Origin of the sequence: Staphylococcus simiae, from assembly GCF_002902085.1 — a bacterium.
Classification (GTDB): Bacteria; Bacillota; Bacilli; order Staphylococcales; family Staphylococcaceae; genus Staphylococcus; species Staphylococcus simiae.
Genome location: NZ_PPQR01000023.1, coordinates 1 through 16,682 on the forward strand (window position 1 = coordinate 1; position 16,682 = coordinate 16,682).

The window sequence follows — 16,682 nt, forward strand, 5'->3', positions numbered from 1 at the left end:
ATATAAACGTTATATATAGAAATATGATTAATAAGGAGTAGTCATATGGATTATAAATCTTTAAAAAAATTATTTCATATGTATGGTTCTGATCACGTAGAAAACGAATACAACTTAAGAAAAAATAGTTATGCTTCATATGTTACAAATTTAGTTATAAATCCTATACAAGATGAAAAACAGAAGCGAGATATTAGTTATCCTTTGTTTTTCGTATTAACAAGAGAACTTGTTTGTAAATTAGAAAAGGTGTTAATTAATTCTGCGAAAATTAGACATTTAGCGTCACTCCAACCTGGAATTGCTAATGAAGCTTACATTAAGTATTTACTTATTAATGAACTTCAAAGTACTAATGAAACTGAAAATATTAGAAGCACAAAAAAAGAGATAGCAGCTGCTATAAATAAAACTAAAGGTACAAATAAACGATTTAATGGTCTTGTTAATCAATACTTAATGATCCAACAAGGTAATGTTGAAATTAATAACCTTTCAGATATAAGAAAATTATTTGATATTATCGTTTCAGATGAAATTAAACCAAAAGATTTGCCAGATGGTAATTTATTTAGAAAACACGCTATAGGCGTTTTTGACAGTAGTAAAAATAAATGGGTACATAGAAATGAATTTGATGAAGCAGAAATATATGAATTTTTAACTTTGATGATGGCATTTATAAAGGACTTCGATGCACCTGATTTATTTAAAATTATGGCAAGTCACTTTATGTTTGAATATTTACATCCCTTTTATGATGGTAACGGTAGGTTAGGGAGATATTTATTAGCTAGGTTATTAAATGATAGTTTAGATTCATTTACTGCTTTAACTTTTTCATATGTCGTAAACAATAATAAAAGTAAATATTACAAAGCTTTTGAAAATGCATCAGATTTTTTTAATAAAGGTGAACTCACTCTTTTTATAGCAGTTATGTTACAAATATTAATAGAAGGTCAGGAAAGTATTATAGAGACGTTTGAAAATAATAATGAAATAATTAATAAGTTAGAATTAGCTTTAAAAAACAAAAATCTCAATAAATATGAATTTAGTGTGTTATTTATATTATTACAAGATAAAATTTTTGGTAGCAAATATTCAAGAATAAGTGTAAAAAAACTTAAAGAATATTTAGGTTATTCTAGAAATAAAATTAATGAAGTGATTGCAATACATAAAGATAAATTAATAAAAATCAAAAGCAATCCAGTTATTTACGAAATAAAAGACGACTTTATTAAAGAGTTGTTAACAAATTAAAGCTTTAAAGATTGTAAATCAAAAAAAGGATTACAATTGATTGCTATAAAAAGGGTTTACAGTTTATTAATCATAATAAAGCGCATAAGATTTTCTAGCTATCAAGATAGTAGAAACACTAACAATTATTGCTGTTCCACTCCCTAGTAATTGCTAAATATAAAAAGTAATTTTCCATTTTCTTTTTGCGTTTATGCATTCAATTTGATGGGAATAAAATAGTAAAATACAAGTCGAATTTTAAGGAGAAAAATTAGTGATTATTGCTATAATAATATTAATTTTTGTGTCTTTTTTCTTTTCTGGAAGTGAAACAGCTTTAACTGCAGCGAATAAGACTAAATTTCAAACTGAAGCAGATAAAGGAGATAAAAAAGCACAACGTATTGTTAAATTATTAAGTAAACCGAGCGAATTTATTACAACAATTTTAATTGGTAATAATGTGGCTAATATACTATTACCTACACTTGTTACAATGTTAGCACTAAGATGGGGAATCAGTGTCGGCATAGCTTCTGGTGTCTTAACCATTGTTATTATTTTAATATCAGAAGTGATACCTAAATCTGTTGCAGCGTCATTTCCTGATAAAATAACTAGCATTGTCTATCCAATCATTAATATAGTCATTATTGTGTTAAAACCTATTACATTATTACTCAATAAATTAACAGATAGTATTAATAAAAAGTTATCAAAAGATCATGATTTAGAGCAACAAATGACAAAAGAAGAATTTAAAACAATGCTTGCTATCGCAGGTAATGACGGTGCGTTTAATGATATTGAAGCAAGTCGTTTAGAAGGTGTCTTAAACTTCGATAATTTAAAAGTAAAGGATATAGATACCACGCCAAGAGTTAAAGTCACTGCTTTTTCAACAACTGCGACGTATGAAGAAGCATATGACACAGTAATGAACAATCCATATACAAGATATCCTGTGTTTGAAGGTGATATAGATAATATTATAGGGGTCTTTCATTCAAAATATCTATTATCATGGAGTAAAGAAAAAGATAAAAATATTACTGATTTTGTTGCTCAGCCCTTATTTGTCAATGAACATAATAAAGCTGAATGGGTGTTGCGTAAAATGACGATTAGCCGAAAACATTTAGCCATTGTGTTAGATGAATTTGGTGGTACAGATGCAATTGTTTCTCATGAAGATTTAATTGAAGAAATGTTAGGTATGGAAATTGAAGATGAAATGGATAAACAGGAAAAAGAAAAATTATCAAGACAACAACAGAAATATCCTAAACAACAATTCCAATATAAATAATGAAGGGTATGTGACATGATGTGGAGTGACAATCAATTAACGCGAAAGTTAAAAATACAATATCCAATCATTCAAGCTGGCATGGCCGGTAGTACTACGCCTCAATTGGTTGCAGCTGTTAGTGAAAGTGGTGGTTTAGGCTCAATTGGAGCTGGGTATTATACGGCACAGCAATTACTTGAAGATATCACTCAAGTTAGACAACTAACAAAGAAACCATTTGCAGTTAATATTTTTGTACCTAGTCAGCAGTCAACTACAAACAATCAAATTGAACATATGAATGCTTGGTTAAAACCGTATAGAAGAGCATTAAAATTAGAAGAACCTGTCATTAATATCAACGAAAGGCAAACATTTGAACGTGCTATTGATATAATTATAGACCAACAAATTAAGGTCTGTAGTTTTACATTTGGTATTCCTAATACTGATACCATTAAGCGTTTAAAAAATGCTGGCATCACTGTAATAGGTACTGCGACATCTGTTGACGAAGCAATTGCCAATGAACGTGCTGGTATAGATATCATTGTTGCTCAAGGGAGCGAAGCTGGAGGGCACCGTGGTTCATTCTTAAAACTTGGACCTAAAGAACATGAAGCTATGATAGGTACAATGTCATTAGTACCTCAAATTGTAGATGCTGTTACTGTACCAGTTATTGCTGCAGGTGGCATCATGGATGGACGAGGTGTTTTGGCAAGTTTAGTACTTGGTGCTTCAGGCGTCCAAATGGGTACCGCATTTTTAACTTCGAGCGATAGTAAAGCATCTCCACTGTTAAGAGAATCGATTATCAATAGTAAAGAAACAGATACGGTTGTAACTAAAACGTTTAGTGGGAAATATGCTAGAGGCATAAATAATCAATTTATTGAAGATATGCAACAATATCCAGACATTATTCCAGAATACCCAATTCAAAATCAATTAACTAACCTTATTCGTAAAGAAGCGGCTAAACGAGGTAATAAAGAATTAACACATATGTGGAGTGGTCAAAGTCCTAGATTAGCTACTACATTAAATGCCTCAGCATTAATGTCTAAAATTGTTAATCAAATTGATACATTATTAAGTGGCGTATAAAGTTTAATATGATAATAATTAACGTAATATTTGTTATATCTAACGCTATTTGGATAAAGTAGTGAATGTATAACAGATATTACGTTTTTATGATTTTAATAATAGAAGATTGCGTAAGTGAATATCATAAATAGTATATGGTATGATGATGGTGGTGATTATTATGATAAATATTGGTTTAACAGGTTGGGGTGATCACGATTCACTTTATGAAGATTTGGCACGTCAATCAGATAAATTAACAACATACGCAAGTCATTTTCCAGTTGTTGAACTAGATGCATCATATTATGCCATTCAACCTGAAAGAAATATATTAAAGTGGATTAAAGAAACGCCTGATCGCTTTGAATTTGTAGTTAAAATACATCAAGCATTGACGTTACATGCTGACTACAAACAATTTGCAGAAAGTCGACAGGAACTTTTTGATCAATTTAAATTAATGCTTAAGCCATTGCAAGAAAATCAAAAGTTAGCGATGGTATTGGTTCAATTTCCACCTTGGTTTGATTGCAATGCTCAAAATATTAAATATATTTTGTATGTACGACAACAACTACAAGATTTTCCAATTTGTGTAGAGTTTAGACATCAATCTTGGTTTAACGATCATTTTAAAGAACAAACATTAGCATTTTTAACTGATCAGCAGATTATTCATGCTGTTGTGGATGAACCTCAAGTTAAGGAAGGCAGTATACCTTTGGTTAATAGAATTACCAATGAAACTGCATTTGTGAGATATCATGGTAGAAATCGTCATGGTTGGACTAAAAAGGATATGACTGATCAAGAATGGCGAGACGTAAGGTATCTGTATGATTATAATGAAGAAGAATTAACTGATTTAGCTCAAAAAGTAGAACTTTTAGAGCATAAAGCTAAAAAAATATATGTTATTTTCAATAATAATTCAGGTGGTCATGCAGCAAATAATGCTAAAACTTATCAAAAATTATTGGATATTGATTATGAAGGTTTAGCACCACAACAACTAAAATTATTTTAAGAGGCGATGATATGTTATTAACAATTACTTTATTAGTTTTAATAGGTGGATTATCGGCAATCATTGGATCAATTGTAGGTATTGGTGGAGGTATCATTATTGTGCCTACACTTGTATATTTAGGTGTTGAACATCATTTATTACACGGTATTACGACTCAAATAGCAATAGGAACATCATCATTAATTCTTATTGTTACAGGGCTATCTTCATCATTAGGTTATTTAAAAACCAAGCAAGTTGATATTAAAAATGGTGCAATCTTTTTATTTGGTTTGTTACCAGGTTCCCTATTTGGCTCATTGATTAGTCGATATTTAACGATTGAGTCTTTCAATCTATATTTTGGTATTTTTCTAATATTTGTTTCAATATTATTAATGGTAAGACATAAAATTAAACCAATTACCATTTTTGATAAACCTAAGTACCAAAAAACTTATGTTGATGCTAGTGGAGACACATATCATTATAGTGTACCACCACTATTTGCATTTTTTGCTACTTTATTTATTGGGACATTAACAGGGTTATTTGGTATTGGTGGTGGCGCATTAATGACACCATTGATGTTAATTGTTTTTAGATTTCCGCCACATGTTGCTGTTGGTACAAGTATGATGATGATTTTCTTTTCAAGTGTGATGAGTTCAATTGGCCACGTAGCACAAGGTCATGTTGCATGGGGATATTCTATTATTTTGATTATTTCAAGTTATATTGGTGCTAAAATAGGTGTAAAAGTTAACCAATCAATCAAGTCAGATACAGTAGTAACATTATTACGTACAGTGATGTTATTACTTGGTATATATTTAATTATTAAAGCAGTATTATAAATTATTAACATAGAAAGAGGGAGTATTATGCAATTAACGATTTATCATACGAATGACATACATAGTCATCTTCATGAATATGAACGTATCAAGGCATACATGGCACAACAAAGACCACAACTTTCACATCCCTCACTTTATGTAGATTTAGGTGATCATGTAGATTTATCGGCACCAATAACACAAGCAACGTTAGGACGGAAAAATATTGAATTATTAAATGAATCACATTGTGATATTGCTACTATAGGTAATAATGAAGGAATGACTTTAGCACATGAGACACTTGAACATTTATATGATGAGGCAGAGTTCAAAGTGATTTGTGCTAACGTTATCGATGAAAAGGGCGAATTGCCTAATAATATTTTATCATCATATATAGAAACGATAGAAGACACAAGAATTTTATTTGTAGCAGCGACTGCTCCATTTACTCCTTTTTATCGTGCGTTAGATTGGATTGTAACTGATCCATTAGAAGCGATTAAAGAGGAAATAAATCGACATCAAGGAGACTATGATGTACTTATTGTGTTAAGTCATTGTGGCATCTTTTTTGATGAAAAATTATGTACAGAACTACCACAAATAGACGTCATATTTGGAAGTCATACGCATCATTATTTTGAACAAGGTGAAATGAAAAATGGCGTGTTAATGGTAGCAGCTGGAAAATATGGTCATTATCTTGGTGAAGTTAATTTAACGATAACTAACAATACCGTCACTCATAAAACAGCCACTATTATACCTGTAGATAGTTTACCGCAAGTGTCGACTGATTTTGAACAACAAGGTAAACATATGATGTTGACACCAGTAATTAATCATCCTGTAAGATTAACAAGACAGTATAACGCAATAACAGAAACTGCGTATATGTTAGCTGAAAGTGTTTGCGAATTTACACATGCTGATTGTGCTATTATAAATACTGGACTATTAGTGAATGACGTCATAAGCGATAAAGTGACTGCATATGATATTCATCGTTTACTACCACATCCAATTAATTTAGTTAGAGTAAAACTGACTGGTCGGCAATTAAAAGATGTCATTGTAAAAAGTCAAAAACAAGAATATATGTATGAACATGCTCAAGGATTAGGCTTTAGAGGTGATATTTTTGGAGGATATGTATTATATAAACTAGGTTATATTGAGTCACAACAGCGTTATTTTATTGATGGTCAAGAACTTGATGATAACAAAATTTATGTCCTAGGTACTGTAGATATGTATACTTTTGGCAGATATTTCCCTATGTTAAAAGAATTACCAACAGAATACTTAATGCCAGAATTTTTAAGAGATATTTTTAAAGAAAAGTTACTACAATATTAAAAATTAACATTATTGGATTTTCATTTTTAGGGAAGTTCGATATAATGATGAAAGACATAAATTACAGGAGGGCATGTGTTGTTATGGCGACAAAAAATGAAGAAATATTACGTAAACCTGATTGGCTAAAGATTAAATTAAATACTAACGAGAACTACACAGGACTTAAAAAGATGATGAGAGAAAAGAATCTAAACACGGTATGTGAGGAAGCGAAATGTCCTAACATACACGAGTGCTGGGGGGCACGTCGTACAGCTACTTTTATGATTCTAGGTGCAGTGTGTACAAGAGCTTGTCGTTTCTGTGCAGTTAAGACAGGGTTACCTAATGAACTTGATTTGAATGAACCAGAACGTGTTGCTGAATCTGTAGAATTAATGAATTTAAAACATGTAGTTATTACTGCGGTTGCGCGTGATGACTTGAGAGATGCTGGATCAAATGTATATGCTGAAACAGTTCGTAAAGTAAGAGAAAGAAATCCATTTACAACTATAGAAATTTTACCATCAGATATGGGTGGGGATTATGAAGCATTAGAAACATTGATGGCTTCAAGACCAGACATTTTAAATCATAATATCGAAACAGTTCGTCGCTTAACACCGAGGGTTCGTGCACGTGCAACATATGATAGAACATTAGAATTTTTACGCCGTTCAAAAGAACTACAACCAGATATCCCTACTAAATCAAGTATTATGGTTGGATTGGGCGAAACAATAGAAGAATTATATGAAACAATGGATGATTTGCGTGCAAATGACGTAGATATTTTAACAATTGGTCAATATTTACAACCTTCTCGTAAACATTTAAAAGTTCAAAAATATTATACACCGTTAGAATTTGGTAAGTTAAGAAAAGTTGCAATGGATAAAGGATTTAAACATTGCCAAGCTGGACCATTAGTACGTAGTTCTTATCATGCAGATGAACAAGTAAATGAAGCTGCAAAAGAAAGACAACGTCAAGGTGAAGAACAGTTAAATAACTAATTAATCATATAAAGACTTATTTTATACAAATCAACATTTAAAGAGATATACATAGATACTTTTTAAATCAGTAAAGCGTATAAATTAAGTCTTTAAAGTTAATAGATAGGTGAAGAACTTGATAAAAGTAGATCAACATTACTTCGAGCTAATTGAAGATTATAGAGAATGTTTTGACGAAGAACATTTTATAGCAAGATATTCTGATATTTTGGATAAGTACGATTATATTGTTGGTGATTTCGGTTATGATCAACTGAGACTGAAAGGATTTTATAAAGATACCAACAAAAAAGCGGAAATGAGTAAACGTTTTTCAAATATTCAAGACTACATTCTTGAATACTGTAATTTTGGTTGTCCTTATTTTGTTGTGAGAAAGCTTTCTAAACAAGAAGTAAAAGAGTTAGTTGTAAAAGATGAAGCAATAGATATTATTGATGAAGATAATAAATTACATGATGTTAAAATAAAACCGACGATCCAAGACACAGAACATTAAAATGAATTGAAGATTTAATTTGATAATAATAATGAACAACCCTTAACTGAATGAGACATTACCAAATGTCCATTGATGTTAAGGGTTTACTATTGGTTAAAAGATAACTTCTTTTAAGTATTCTATTATTTCATCGCCTTCTTCGTCAGGAACACCTAAAATATGTGCAATATAACCTTCTTCTTCGATATCATCTGTACCGATAATACCGAATTTATTCGTTTGCATATTGAGTACTAAAGTCTTACCGTAATGACGATTTGTTTGAACAAGCATTAAGTCATAACGACTGTGTTCTCCAACGAAACCAACAAATTGAACTTGACTATCTTCACTATCATCATACAAATACATATCAATCATGATTCATGACTCCTTTTAAATAGTAATAACGATAGTATAACGACAAATGAATCACACTGCAAAATTATGATAATATAGTGATAAGAGGTGACAGAAAATGTATTTTGTAGACAAAGATAAATTAACTCAAAAACTTATGTATTTACAAACATTAACAGAGGATTACAATCCAAATAAAAATAATATCTATGCATTTGAACGTATTGCACAAATGTTAATAGAATCATCAGTCGATATTGGTAATATGATTATTGATGCATTTATCTTAAGAGATCCAGGAAATTACAAAGATGTCATTGATATCTTAGAATTAGAAAATGTAATTTCAAAAGAAACGCAACAAGCTATAAATGAAACTGTAGATATTCGTAAACAATTTGCACATGATTATATAGATTTAGATGTAACTTCAGTGATGCCATTATTTGATAAAGCGCTCCCTGCTTATCAAGCATTTATTTCTGAAGTTACTCAATTTTTACAAAATGAAAATGTACCGATTACCGCTTTCGGCAAAGGAGAAAATCAATAATGAAGAACTACAAAGCATATTTAATCGATTTAGACGGCACAATGTATATGGGGACAGATGAAATTGATGGTGCTGCACAATTTATAGACTACTTAAATGAACAACAAATTCCGCATTTATATGTGACAAATAATTCAACGAAGACACCGGAACAAGTAACTGAAAAATTACGTGAAATGAATATTGATGCTAAACCTGAAGAGGTTGTCACATCTGCGCTTGCCACTGCAGAATATATTGCGGATCAGCAAAGCCAAGCTTCAGTTTATATGCTTGGAGGTAATGGCTTGGAAACAGCATTAACTGAAGCAGGTATTGAAATTAAAAATAATGAAGATGTTGATTATGTTGTTATTGGCTTGGATGAAGAAGTGACATATAACAAACTGGCTATAGCAACTTTAGGCGTTCGAAAAGGTGCCACTTTCCTATCAACCAATCCAGATGTTTCTATTCCAAAAGAAAGAGGATTGCTACCTGGAAACGGGGCTATTACAAGTGTTGTGACTGTATCTACTGGCGTAAACCCTAAGTTTATTGGTAAACCTGAACCAGTAATTATGATGAAAGCATTAGATATTTTAGGACTAGACAAATCAGAAGTAGCAATGGTGGGCGATCTTTATGAAACAGATATTATGTCAGGGATCAATGTAGGTATGGATACCATTCATGTTCAAACAGGTGTATCATCTTTAGCGGATGTACAATCAAAAGATATTCAACCAACCTATTCATTTAAAGATTTAAACGAAGTTATAGGCGAATTGAAAGACTTGTAACATAACAATTAAGAAATAAATGAAATGAGTGATTTTTATGGTGAAAATTTTAGTATCTAGAGCTATTCCAGAACGTTTTTATCAACAACTTAGCCAATTAGGTGAAGTTGAAATGTGGCCAGAAACACACATACCAATGCCTAAAGAACAATTTCTCAAAGGTTTACAATCAGCAGATGCATGCTTTATTACTTTAAGTGAACAAATTGATAAAAATGTTTTAGCGCAAGCACCGAAGTTAAAAATCATTGCTAATATGGCAGTAGGTTATGATAATATCGACATTGAACAAGCGACAACATATGGTGTTACAGTAACAAATACACCTGATGTACTAACGGAAACAACAGCAGAGTTAGGATTTACACTTATGTTAGCTATTGCACGAAGAATAGTAGAATCAGAAAAATATATTGCAAATAATCAATGGCAAAGTTGGAGTCCGTATTTATTAGCGGGCAAAGATGTCTTTAATTCAACTGTAGGTATATTTGGTATGGGAGAAATTGGACAGGCATTTGCGAGAAGGCTTCAAGGATTTAAGACACAAATAATTTACCATAATCGTTCACGTAATATAGAAGCGGAACAACAATTAAATGCCACATATGTGTCATTTGAAGATTTGCTAGAACGAAGCGACTTTATCATATGTACGGCACCATTAACTAATGACACAAAGCATCGCTTCAATAGTCAAACCTTTAAACAAATGAAAGATGATGCCATTTTCGTTAATATTGGTAGAGGACTCGTAGTAGATGAAGAAGCACTTGTCTGTGCATTGCATAATAAAGAAATTTTAGGCTGTGGACTAGATGTACTCGCAAACGAACCCATTGATAACACACATCCATTAATGCATTTTGATAATGTTATCGTTACTCCACATATTGGAAGTGCTTCAACACAAACAAGGGATAACATGATTCAATTATGCATTGATAATATTAAAGCTGTGCTAGCACAACAACCGGCAATTTCACCAGTAAATTAATAATGTTGAACTAATATTCACTTATAAAATAAAGTTATAACAATAGTAACTTTCAAACGATTGTCAATTTAGCAATTGTATTTTATAAGTGAATGTTTTGTTATATATAACAAAATTGTTATGTAGTCTGTAATTGTCTTAATAATAATTAACCATTAAAATTAATGTATGTCTTAATAGACAACCATATTTTATTTTAATAGATTGCAAGACAATGAAAATGTAATTGAATTTTATTTGAGATATGGATATAATAAATTGTAAAAAACAAATTACAAAACGTATTTTATATTCAATTAACTTTATAAAGACGTTTTTAATCAGAACGTTAAGAGGTGCAATATGAAATCAAAAAGTAAACAACCGCCAAATAAATATGTTGAAGCATGTAAACCATATTTGTTAACAATTTTATATTTAGCAATATTTATAACGCTATATTTAATATATGGTAGTGGCGATACACATAATAACTTCATTTATAATGAGTTTTAATGAGGGAGACGAATATGACAGACATAATTAATAAACTGCAAAATATCGCTCAAGTTAATCCGGAAAGCATAGCAGTTAGACATACAACTGATGAATTAACTTATAAACAATTAATAGAAGAATCAAGCAAATTAGCACATCGTTTACAGGATAGTAAACAGCCAATGATTTTATATGGTCACATGTCACCATATATGATTGTTGGTATGATAGGTGCTATTAAAGCTGGATGTGGATATGTACCAGTTGATACATCTATTCCCGAAGACCGTATTAAAATGATTATCGAAAAAGTTCAACCAGAATATATTTTTAATACGACTGACGAGAAATTAAATAGTGAATTTGGGCAAGAATTTAATATTGATGAAATAAAACAATCACATTATCCAGTGATTTTTGATAGTCAAATTAAAGACAATGACATGGTATATACTATATTTACATCTGGTTCTACAGGTGAGCCTAAAGGTGTTCAAATTGAGTATGCAAGTTTAGTACAGTTTACTGAATGGATGGTTGATTTAAATAAAGCTGGTAGTGAACAACAATGGCTTAACCAAGCACCATTCTCATTTGATTTATCTGTAATGGCTATTTATCCATGTTTAGCATCTGGTGGTACTTTAAATCTAGTAGATAAAAACATGATAAACAAACCTAAATTATTAAATGAAATGTTATCCAATACACCAATTAATGTATGGGTTTCTACACCTTCATTTATGGAAATGTGTTTATTACTACCAAACTTAAATGAAGAACAATATAGTAGCTTAAATCAATTCTTCTTCTGTGGAGAAATATTACCTCATAGAACAGCACAAGCATTGGTTAGTCGCTTCCCTAATGCGACAATATATAATACTTACGGTCCAACTGAAGCGACAGTTGCGGTAACAAGTATTCAAATAACTCAAGAAGTATTGGAACAATATCCAACTTTACCTGTTGGTGTTGAGCGACCAGGTGCTAGTTTATCAACAACAGACGAAGGTGAATTAATTATTGAAGGTCAAAGTGTGAGTATTGGGTACCTTAAGAATGATCAAAAAACATCTGAAGTATTTAATTTTGATAATGGTATTCGTACTTACCATACTGGAGACAAAGCTAAATTTGAAGATGGACAATGGTTTATTCAAGGTAGAATCGATTTCCAAATCAAGTTAAATGGTTACCGCATGGAACTTGAAGAAATTGAAACGCAATTACGACAATCTGAATTTGTTAGAGAAGCAATTGTCGTACCTGTATATAAAAATGATAAAGTTATTCATTTAATTGGTGCAGTAGTGCCAACAGCTGAAGTAACTAATGATTTAGAAATGACCAAAAATATTAAACATGATTTAAAATCTCTCTTACCAGAGTATATGATTCCACGTAAATTTGTTTGGATGGAACAATTACCATTAACAAATAATGGCAAATTAGATCGTAAAAAAATTGCAGAGGTAATTAACGGATGATCCCTTATGGTGATTTTACCTTCTTCTTAATTGCCTTTATTGCTTTAATACCAGTCATTATACTTGGATTTTTGGGTAAGCGAAGCTACATTTATAATGGCTTAGTAACGGCGTTTATGGTCGTACTTATATTCTCATCAGATAAACATAATTTATTTGACCAAAAGTATTTAAGTGTTCAATTAATTAGCTTTTTAATTTATATTGTTTGGCAAGTATTACTAATCATGTATTACTTCCGTTCAAGAGCTAAAAAAAATACATTTGCTAAATTTGCAATAGTAACATCATTATCTATATTACCTTTAGCAATTGTTAAAGTATTACAAAGTTCGTGGTTAGGTGGACATCAAATTCATTTCCACGAAAGTAAATTAATTGAGTTTGTTGGATTTTTAGGAATTTCATATGTAACATTCAAAAGTGTACAATTAATTATGGAAATACGTGATGGATCAATTAAAGAAATTAATGTAGGTAAATTAATTCAATTTATCTCATTCTTTCCAACGATTTCATCAGGTCCAATCGATCGTTATAAACGTTTTGTTAAAGATGATAAGAAAGTACCAACGGGTAGTGAATATCGTGAATTAGTGTTAAAAGCAATTCATATGATTATGTTAGGCTTCTTATATAAATATATTATTGCCTACTTTATCAATGTGTACGCTATTAACCCATTACAAATGAATCTGCATGGCTTCACACATATGTGGTTATATATGTATGCCTACAGTTTCTATTTATTCTTTGACTTTGCTGGTTATACTTTATTTGCAATTGCATTTAGTTATTTATTCGGTATTAAAACACCACCTAACTTTGATAAACCATTCCAGTCTAAGAATATTAAAGATTTCTGGAATAGATGGCATATGTCATTATCATTCTGGTTTAGAGATTGTATTTATATGAGATCACTATTTTATATGTCTCGTAAAAAGTTATTGAAGAGTCAATTTGCAATGTCGAATATAGCATTCTTCTTAAACTTCTTCATCATGGGTGTTTGGCATGGATTAGAAATATTTTACATTGTGTATGGGTTATACCATGCAGCACTATTTATAGGTTATGGCTATTACGAGCGTTGGCGTAAGAAACATCCGCCTCGTTTCCAAAATGGATTTACAACAGCTATTAGTATTTTAATAACTTTCCATTTTGTAGCATTTGGCTTTTTAATCTTCTCAGGTAAACTTATATAATAAAGGAGAATTTAATTATGGAATTTAGAGAACAAGTATTGAATTTATTAGTAGAAGTTGCAGAAAATGATATCGTGAAAGACAATCCAGACGTAGAAATTTTTGAAGAAGGTATTATTGATTCATTCCAAACAGTTGGTTTGTTATTAGAAATTCAAAATAAACTTGATATTGAAGTATCTATCATGGACTTCGATAGAGATGAGTGGGCAACTCCAAATAAAATTGTTGAAGCTTTAGAAGAATTACGATGAAAATAAAACCTTTTTTACCAATTCTAATTAGTGGAGCTATATTTATTGTCTTTCTATTCATGCCTGCTAGATGGTTTACAGGACTAGTTACCGAACAAACTTTAGCAGATAATAGAATATCACTGACAGATCAAGTATTAAAAGGCACACTCATTCAAAATAAGTTATATCAATCTAACAAATATTATCCAATATATGGCTCTAGTGAATTAGGTAAAGATGATCCATTCAATCCAGCCATAGCTTTAAATAAGCATAATTCAAGTAAACAAACATTTTTACTTGGAACTGGAGGATCTACAGATTTAATTAATGCAGTGGAACTTGCGGCTCAATATGATCAACTAAAAGGTAAAAAGTTAACTTTTATCATTTCACCACAGTGGTTTACGAATCATGGTTTAACAAATGACAATTTTGATGCACGTATGTCTCAAATGCAAATCAACGAAATGTTTCAACAAAAGAAAATGCCTAATGATTTAAAACAACAATATGCAGAACGATTATTGCAATTTCCACACGCGCATAATAAGGCGTACTTAAGGGAAATTGCTAAAGATCCACAAAAATCATCATCTAAGAATTACATTTCTGCTTTTAGAGAAAATCAATTAATGAAAATTGAAGCAATTAAATCACTATTTTCTGTCACTAAACCTCCTTTATCTCATGTAAAGCCTGTAACTAATGAAAAGGCATCATGGTCAGAAATGAAAGATAAAGCAGTTGAAATTGGTAAGGATAATACGAAAACCAATAAATTTGATATTAGAGATCCGTATTGGAAACTAATCAAAGAAAATAAACGTAAGATTAACCGTGATTATGAATTTAATGTCAATTCTCCAGAATTCCAAGATTTAGAATTACTCGTACAAACAATGAAAGAAGCAGGTGCTGATGTACAATATGTTAGTATTCCTTCTAATGGTGTATGGTATGATCATATTGGAATTAATAAAGAACGACGAAATGCAGTTTACAAGAAAATCCATTCTACAGTAGTAGATAATGGCGGTAAAATTTACGATATGACTGATAAAGATTACGAAAAATATGTTATCAGTGATGCTGTTCATATAGGTTGGAAAGGTTGGGTTTATTTAGACCAACAAATAGCTAAACATATGGACGACAAACCACAACCAAAAGTGGATAAATAAAAATAATAAGTAACAAAAATGAGCTGAGACTAATATTGTCTTAGCTCATTTTTTTAGCTCTATAATAAATAGGACTGATAGAGAATTGTAGTTCTCAAATTTTAAGACTGATAAATAATAAAAATAAGCCAACAATAATTGATTTTAAATCAACTATTGTTAGCTTATATTATATATTATTATATTAGAATACTTGTTCTACTTCGATAACTCCGGGAACTTCTTCGTGTAAAGCACGTTCAATTCCAGCTTTTAAAGTAATTGTAGAACTTGGGCATGTACCACATGCACCATGTAGTTGTAATTTAACAATACCATCTTCAACGTCTATTAGTGAACAGTCGCCACCATCACGTAGTAAAAATGGACGAAGACGCTCAATCACTTCTGCTACTTGATCAAACATTGTTGCATTTTCAGTAGGCATCAGGCAAGTCTCCTTTCGACAAGTGTATTTAATAATCTTTATTAATATATTATAATGGATAGAACGATAAAAATCTATCAAACAAACGGGGGATTATTATGACAAATGTCAGTGTCGTAGTTTATGGAGCAGATATTATATGCGCGAGTTGCGTCAATGCACCTACTTCAAAAGATATTTTTGAATGGATACAACCATTGTTAAAAAGAAAGTATCCACAATTAAATTTTAATTATACGTATATTGATATAAATAGAGATACAGAAAACTTAACAGACCATGACCAACAATTTATTGAAAGAATTGAACAAGAAGAATTATTTTATCCTTTAATTACTATGAATGATGAGTATGTAGCTGATGGATATATTCAAACAAAGCAATTAACTAGATTTTTAGATAATCACATTAGCTAATAATAAAGGTTCTATAACAAATTGGACTGATACATAATTTTTTTAAAGCTTCGCACCCCAGCAAAGAAAAATTCTGTTAACAGAATTTTTCTTTGCTGGGGGCTCAATGTCCAACCTGCATTGCATGAAAAAACTGGATAACCAGTTTTTCTGTGTTGGGTCCCTACCTCAGGAGTCTCGGCTTCAAATTAATTTTCATTTTATATTACTTTTT

The 16,682-nt window shown here is 30.8% G+C and carries 19 protein-coding genes; 17 read left to right on the plus strand and 2 right to left on the minus strand.

The window, feature by feature from the left end; genetic code table 11:
• The first annotated feature begins 45 nt into the window (after window positions 1–45).
• The 8 genes from CD113_RS03820 (at window position 46) to CD113_RS03855 (ending at window position 8,353) form a co-directional block, all read left to right on the plus strand.
• On the plus strand, window positions 46–1,269 hold the full coding sequence (locus CD113_RS03820; RefSeq protein ID WP_002462404.1) for a Fic family protein: 1,224 nt from the start codon (window positions 46–48) through the stop codon (window positions 1,267–1,269).
• A 256-nt stretch (window positions 1,270–1,525) separates the two neighbouring features.
• Window positions 1,526–2,560, plus strand: a complete 1,035-nt coding sequence (locus CD113_RS03825) for a hemolysin family protein (RefSeq protein WP_002464383.1) — start codon at window positions 1,526–1,528, stop codon at window positions 2,558–2,560.
• An 18-nt stretch (window positions 2,561–2,578) separates the two neighbouring features.
• Window positions 2,579–3,652: an NAD(P)H-dependent flavin oxidoreductase gene (locus CD113_RS03830; RefSeq protein ID WP_002464384.1), complete on the plus strand. Its 1,074-nt coding sequence runs from the start codon at window positions 2,579–2,581 to the stop codon at window positions 3,650–3,652.
• Between the two features lie 163 nt (window positions 3,653–3,815).
• Window positions 3,816–4,664, plus strand: a complete 849-nt coding sequence (locus CD113_RS03835; protein ID WP_002464385.1) for a DUF72 domain-containing protein — start codon at window positions 3,816–3,818, stop codon at window positions 4,662–4,664.
• A gap of 11 nt (window positions 4,665–4,675) precedes the next feature.
• The gene (locus tag CD113_RS03840; RefSeq protein ID WP_002464386.1) at window positions 4,676–5,503 is read left to right on the plus strand and encodes a sulfite exporter TauE/SafE family protein; all 828 of its coding nucleotides are present in this window, start codon (window positions 4,676–4,678) and stop codon (window positions 5,501–5,503) included.
• Window positions 5,504–5,530: 27 nt separating this feature from the next.
• The gene (locus CD113_RS03845) at window positions 5,531–6,850 is read left to right on the plus strand and encodes a bifunctional metallophosphatase/5'-nucleotidase (protein WP_002464387.1); all 1,320 of its coding nucleotides are present in this window, start codon (window positions 5,531–5,533) and stop codon (window positions 6,848–6,850) included.
• Between the two features lie 83 nt (window positions 6,851–6,933).
• Window positions 6,934–7,851 carry a lipoyl synthase gene (lipA, locus tag CD113_RS03850; protein ID WP_002464388.1) on the plus strand — a complete coding sequence of 306 codons (918 nt, stop codon included), beginning with the start codon at window positions 6,934–6,936 and terminating at the stop codon, window positions 7,849–7,851.
• Between the two features lie 118 nt (window positions 7,852–7,969).
• Window positions 7,970–8,353 (plus strand): YutD family protein, encoded by a 384-nt coding sequence (locus CD113_RS03855; RefSeq protein ID WP_002464389.1) that lies wholly within the window; start codon window positions 7,970–7,972, stop codon window positions 8,351–8,353.
• A gap of 96 nt (window positions 8,354–8,449) precedes the next feature.
• Here the strand turns inward: CD113_RS03855 and CD113_RS03860 are convergent, their stop codons facing one another.
• A complete protein-coding gene (locus CD113_RS03860; RefSeq protein WP_002464390.1) occupies window positions 8,450–8,716 on the minus strand; it encodes a DUF3055 domain-containing protein in 267 nt (88 codons plus the stop codon).
• Between the two features lie 97 nt (window positions 8,717–8,813).
• On the opposite strand from CD113_RS03860, the gene CD113_RS03865 reads away from it, so the two are divergent.
• The 8 genes from CD113_RS03865 to dltD all read left to right on the plus strand — a co-directional run bounded on the left by CD113_RS03865 (window position 8,814) and on the right by dltD (window position 15,625).
• Entirely contained in the window at window positions 8,814–9,248 is a 435-nt protein-coding gene (locus CD113_RS03865) for a DUF86 domain-containing protein (RefSeq protein ID WP_002464391.1), read from the plus strand.
• Window positions 9,248–10,030 carry a TIGR01457 family HAD-type hydrolase gene (locus CD113_RS03870; protein WP_002464392.1) on the plus strand — a complete coding sequence of 261 codons (783 nt, stop codon included), beginning with the start codon at window positions 9,248–9,250 and terminating at the stop codon, window positions 10,028–10,030. Before CD113_RS03865 ends, CD113_RS03870 begins: the two co-directional genes overlap by 1 nt.
• A gap of 37 nt (window positions 10,031–10,067) precedes the next feature.
• Window positions 10,068–11,027, plus strand: a complete 960-nt coding sequence (locus CD113_RS03875; protein ID WP_002464393.1) for a 2-hydroxyacid dehydrogenase — start codon at window positions 10,068–10,070, stop codon at window positions 11,025–11,027.
• Between the two features lie 342 nt (window positions 11,028–11,369).
• A complete protein-coding gene (locus CD113_RS03880) occupies window positions 11,370–11,522 on the plus strand; it encodes a teichoic acid D-Ala incorporation-associated protein DltX (protein ID WP_002464394.1) in 153 nt (50 codons plus the stop codon).
• Between the two features lie 14 nt (window positions 11,523–11,536).
• Entirely contained in the window at window positions 11,537–12,994 is a 1,458-nt protein-coding gene (gene dltA, locus CD113_RS03885) for a D-alanine--poly(phosphoribitol) ligase subunit DltA (RefSeq protein ID WP_002464395.1), read from the plus strand.
• The gene (dltB, locus tag CD113_RS03890) at window positions 12,991–14,205 is read left to right on the plus strand and encodes a D-alanyl-lipoteichoic acid biosynthesis protein DltB (RefSeq protein ID WP_002464396.1); all 1,215 of its coding nucleotides are present in this window, start codon (window positions 12,991–12,993) and stop codon (window positions 14,203–14,205) included. Before dltA ends, dltB begins: the two co-directional genes overlap by 4 nt.
• 17 nt (window positions 14,206–14,222) lie before the next feature.
• Complete coding sequence (gene dltC / locus CD113_RS03895) at window positions 14,223–14,459, plus strand: D-alanine--poly(phosphoribitol) ligase subunit 2 (protein WP_002464397.1); 237 nt, start codon at window positions 14,223–14,225, stop codon at window positions 14,457–14,459.
• Window positions 14,456–15,625: a D-alanyl-lipoteichoic acid biosynthesis protein DltD gene (dltD, locus tag CD113_RS03900; RefSeq protein WP_002464398.1), complete on the plus strand. Its 1,170-nt coding sequence runs from the start codon at window positions 14,456–14,458 to the stop codon at window positions 15,623–15,625. The genes dltC and dltD overlap by 4 nt, the downstream gene beginning before the upstream one ends.
• Window positions 15,626–15,809: 184 nt before the next feature.
• On the opposite strand, the gene CD113_RS03905 is transcribed toward dltD, so the two are convergent.
• Entirely contained in the window at window positions 15,810–16,052 is a 243-nt protein-coding gene (locus CD113_RS03905; protein WP_002464399.1) for a NifU family protein, read from the minus strand.
• Window positions 16,053–16,150: 98 nt separating this feature from the next.
• Here CD113_RS03905 and CD113_RS03910 point away from each other — a divergent pair, with 98 nt between their 5' ends.
• Window positions 16,151–16,468: a YuzD family protein gene (locus CD113_RS03910; protein ID WP_002464400.1), complete on the plus strand. Its 318-nt coding sequence runs from the start codon at window positions 16,151–16,153 to the stop codon at window positions 16,466–16,468.
• Window positions 16,469–16,682: the final 214 nt, after the last annotated feature.

Coding starts and splice junctions, on each gene's coding strand:
- CD113_RS03870 (WP_002464392.1), top strand. CDS start 9,248: ATGAAGAACTACAAAGCATATTTAATCGATTTAGACGGCACAATGTAT.
- CD113_RS03845 (WP_002464387.1), top strand. CDS start 5,531: ATGCAATTAACGATTTATCATACGAATGACATACATAGTCATCTTCAT.
- CD113_RS03880 (WP_002464394.1), top strand. CDS start 11,370: ATGAAATCAAAAAGTAAACAACCGCCAAATAAATATGTTGAAGCATGT.
- dltC (WP_002464397.1), top strand. CDS start 14,223: ATGGAATTTAGAGAACAAGTATTGAATTTATTAGTAGAAGTTGCAGAA.
- lipA (WP_002464388.1), top strand. CDS start 6,934: ATGGCGACAAAAAATGAAGAAATATTACGTAAACCTGATTGGCTAAAG.
- CD113_RS03875 (WP_002464393.1), top strand. CDS start 10,068: ATGGTGAAAATTTTAGTATCTAGAGCTATTCCAGAACGTTTTTATCAA.
- dltA (WP_002464395.1), top strand. CDS start 11,537: ATGACAGACATAATTAATAAACTGCAAAATATCGCTCAAGTTAATCCG.
- CD113_RS03910 (WP_002464400.1), top strand. CDS start 16,151: ATGACAAATGTCAGTGTCGTAGTTTATGGAGCAGATATTATATGCGCG.
- CD113_RS03865 (WP_002464391.1), top strand. CDS start 8,814: ATGTATTTTGTAGACAAAGATAAATTAACTCAAAAACTTATGTATTTA.
- CD113_RS03905 (WP_002464399.1), bottom strand. CDS start 16,052: ATGCCTACTGAAAATGCAACAATGTTTGATCAAGTAGCAGAAGTGATT.
- CD113_RS03820 (WP_002462404.1), top strand. CDS start 46: ATGGATTATAAATCTTTAAAAAAATTATTTCATATGTATGGTTCTGAT.
- CD113_RS03835 (WP_002464385.1), top strand. CDS start 3,816: ATGATAAATATTGGTTTAACAGGTTGGGGTGATCACGATTCACTTTAT.
- dltB (WP_002464396.1), top strand. CDS start 12,991: ATGATCCCTTATGGTGATTTTACCTTCTTCTTAATTGCCTTTATTGCT.
- CD113_RS03860 (WP_002464390.1), bottom strand. CDS start 8,716: ATGATTGATATGTATTTGTATGATGATAGTGAAGATAGTCAAGTTCAA.
- dltD (WP_002464398.1), top strand. CDS start 14,456: ATGAAAATAAAACCTTTTTTACCAATTCTAATTAGTGGAGCTATATTT.
- CD113_RS03840 (WP_002464386.1), top strand. CDS start 4,676: ATGTTATTAACAATTACTTTATTAGTTTTAATAGGTGGATTATCGGCA.
- CD113_RS03830 (WP_002464384.1), top strand. CDS start 2,579: ATGTGGAGTGACAATCAATTAACGCGAAAGTTAAAAATACAATATCCA.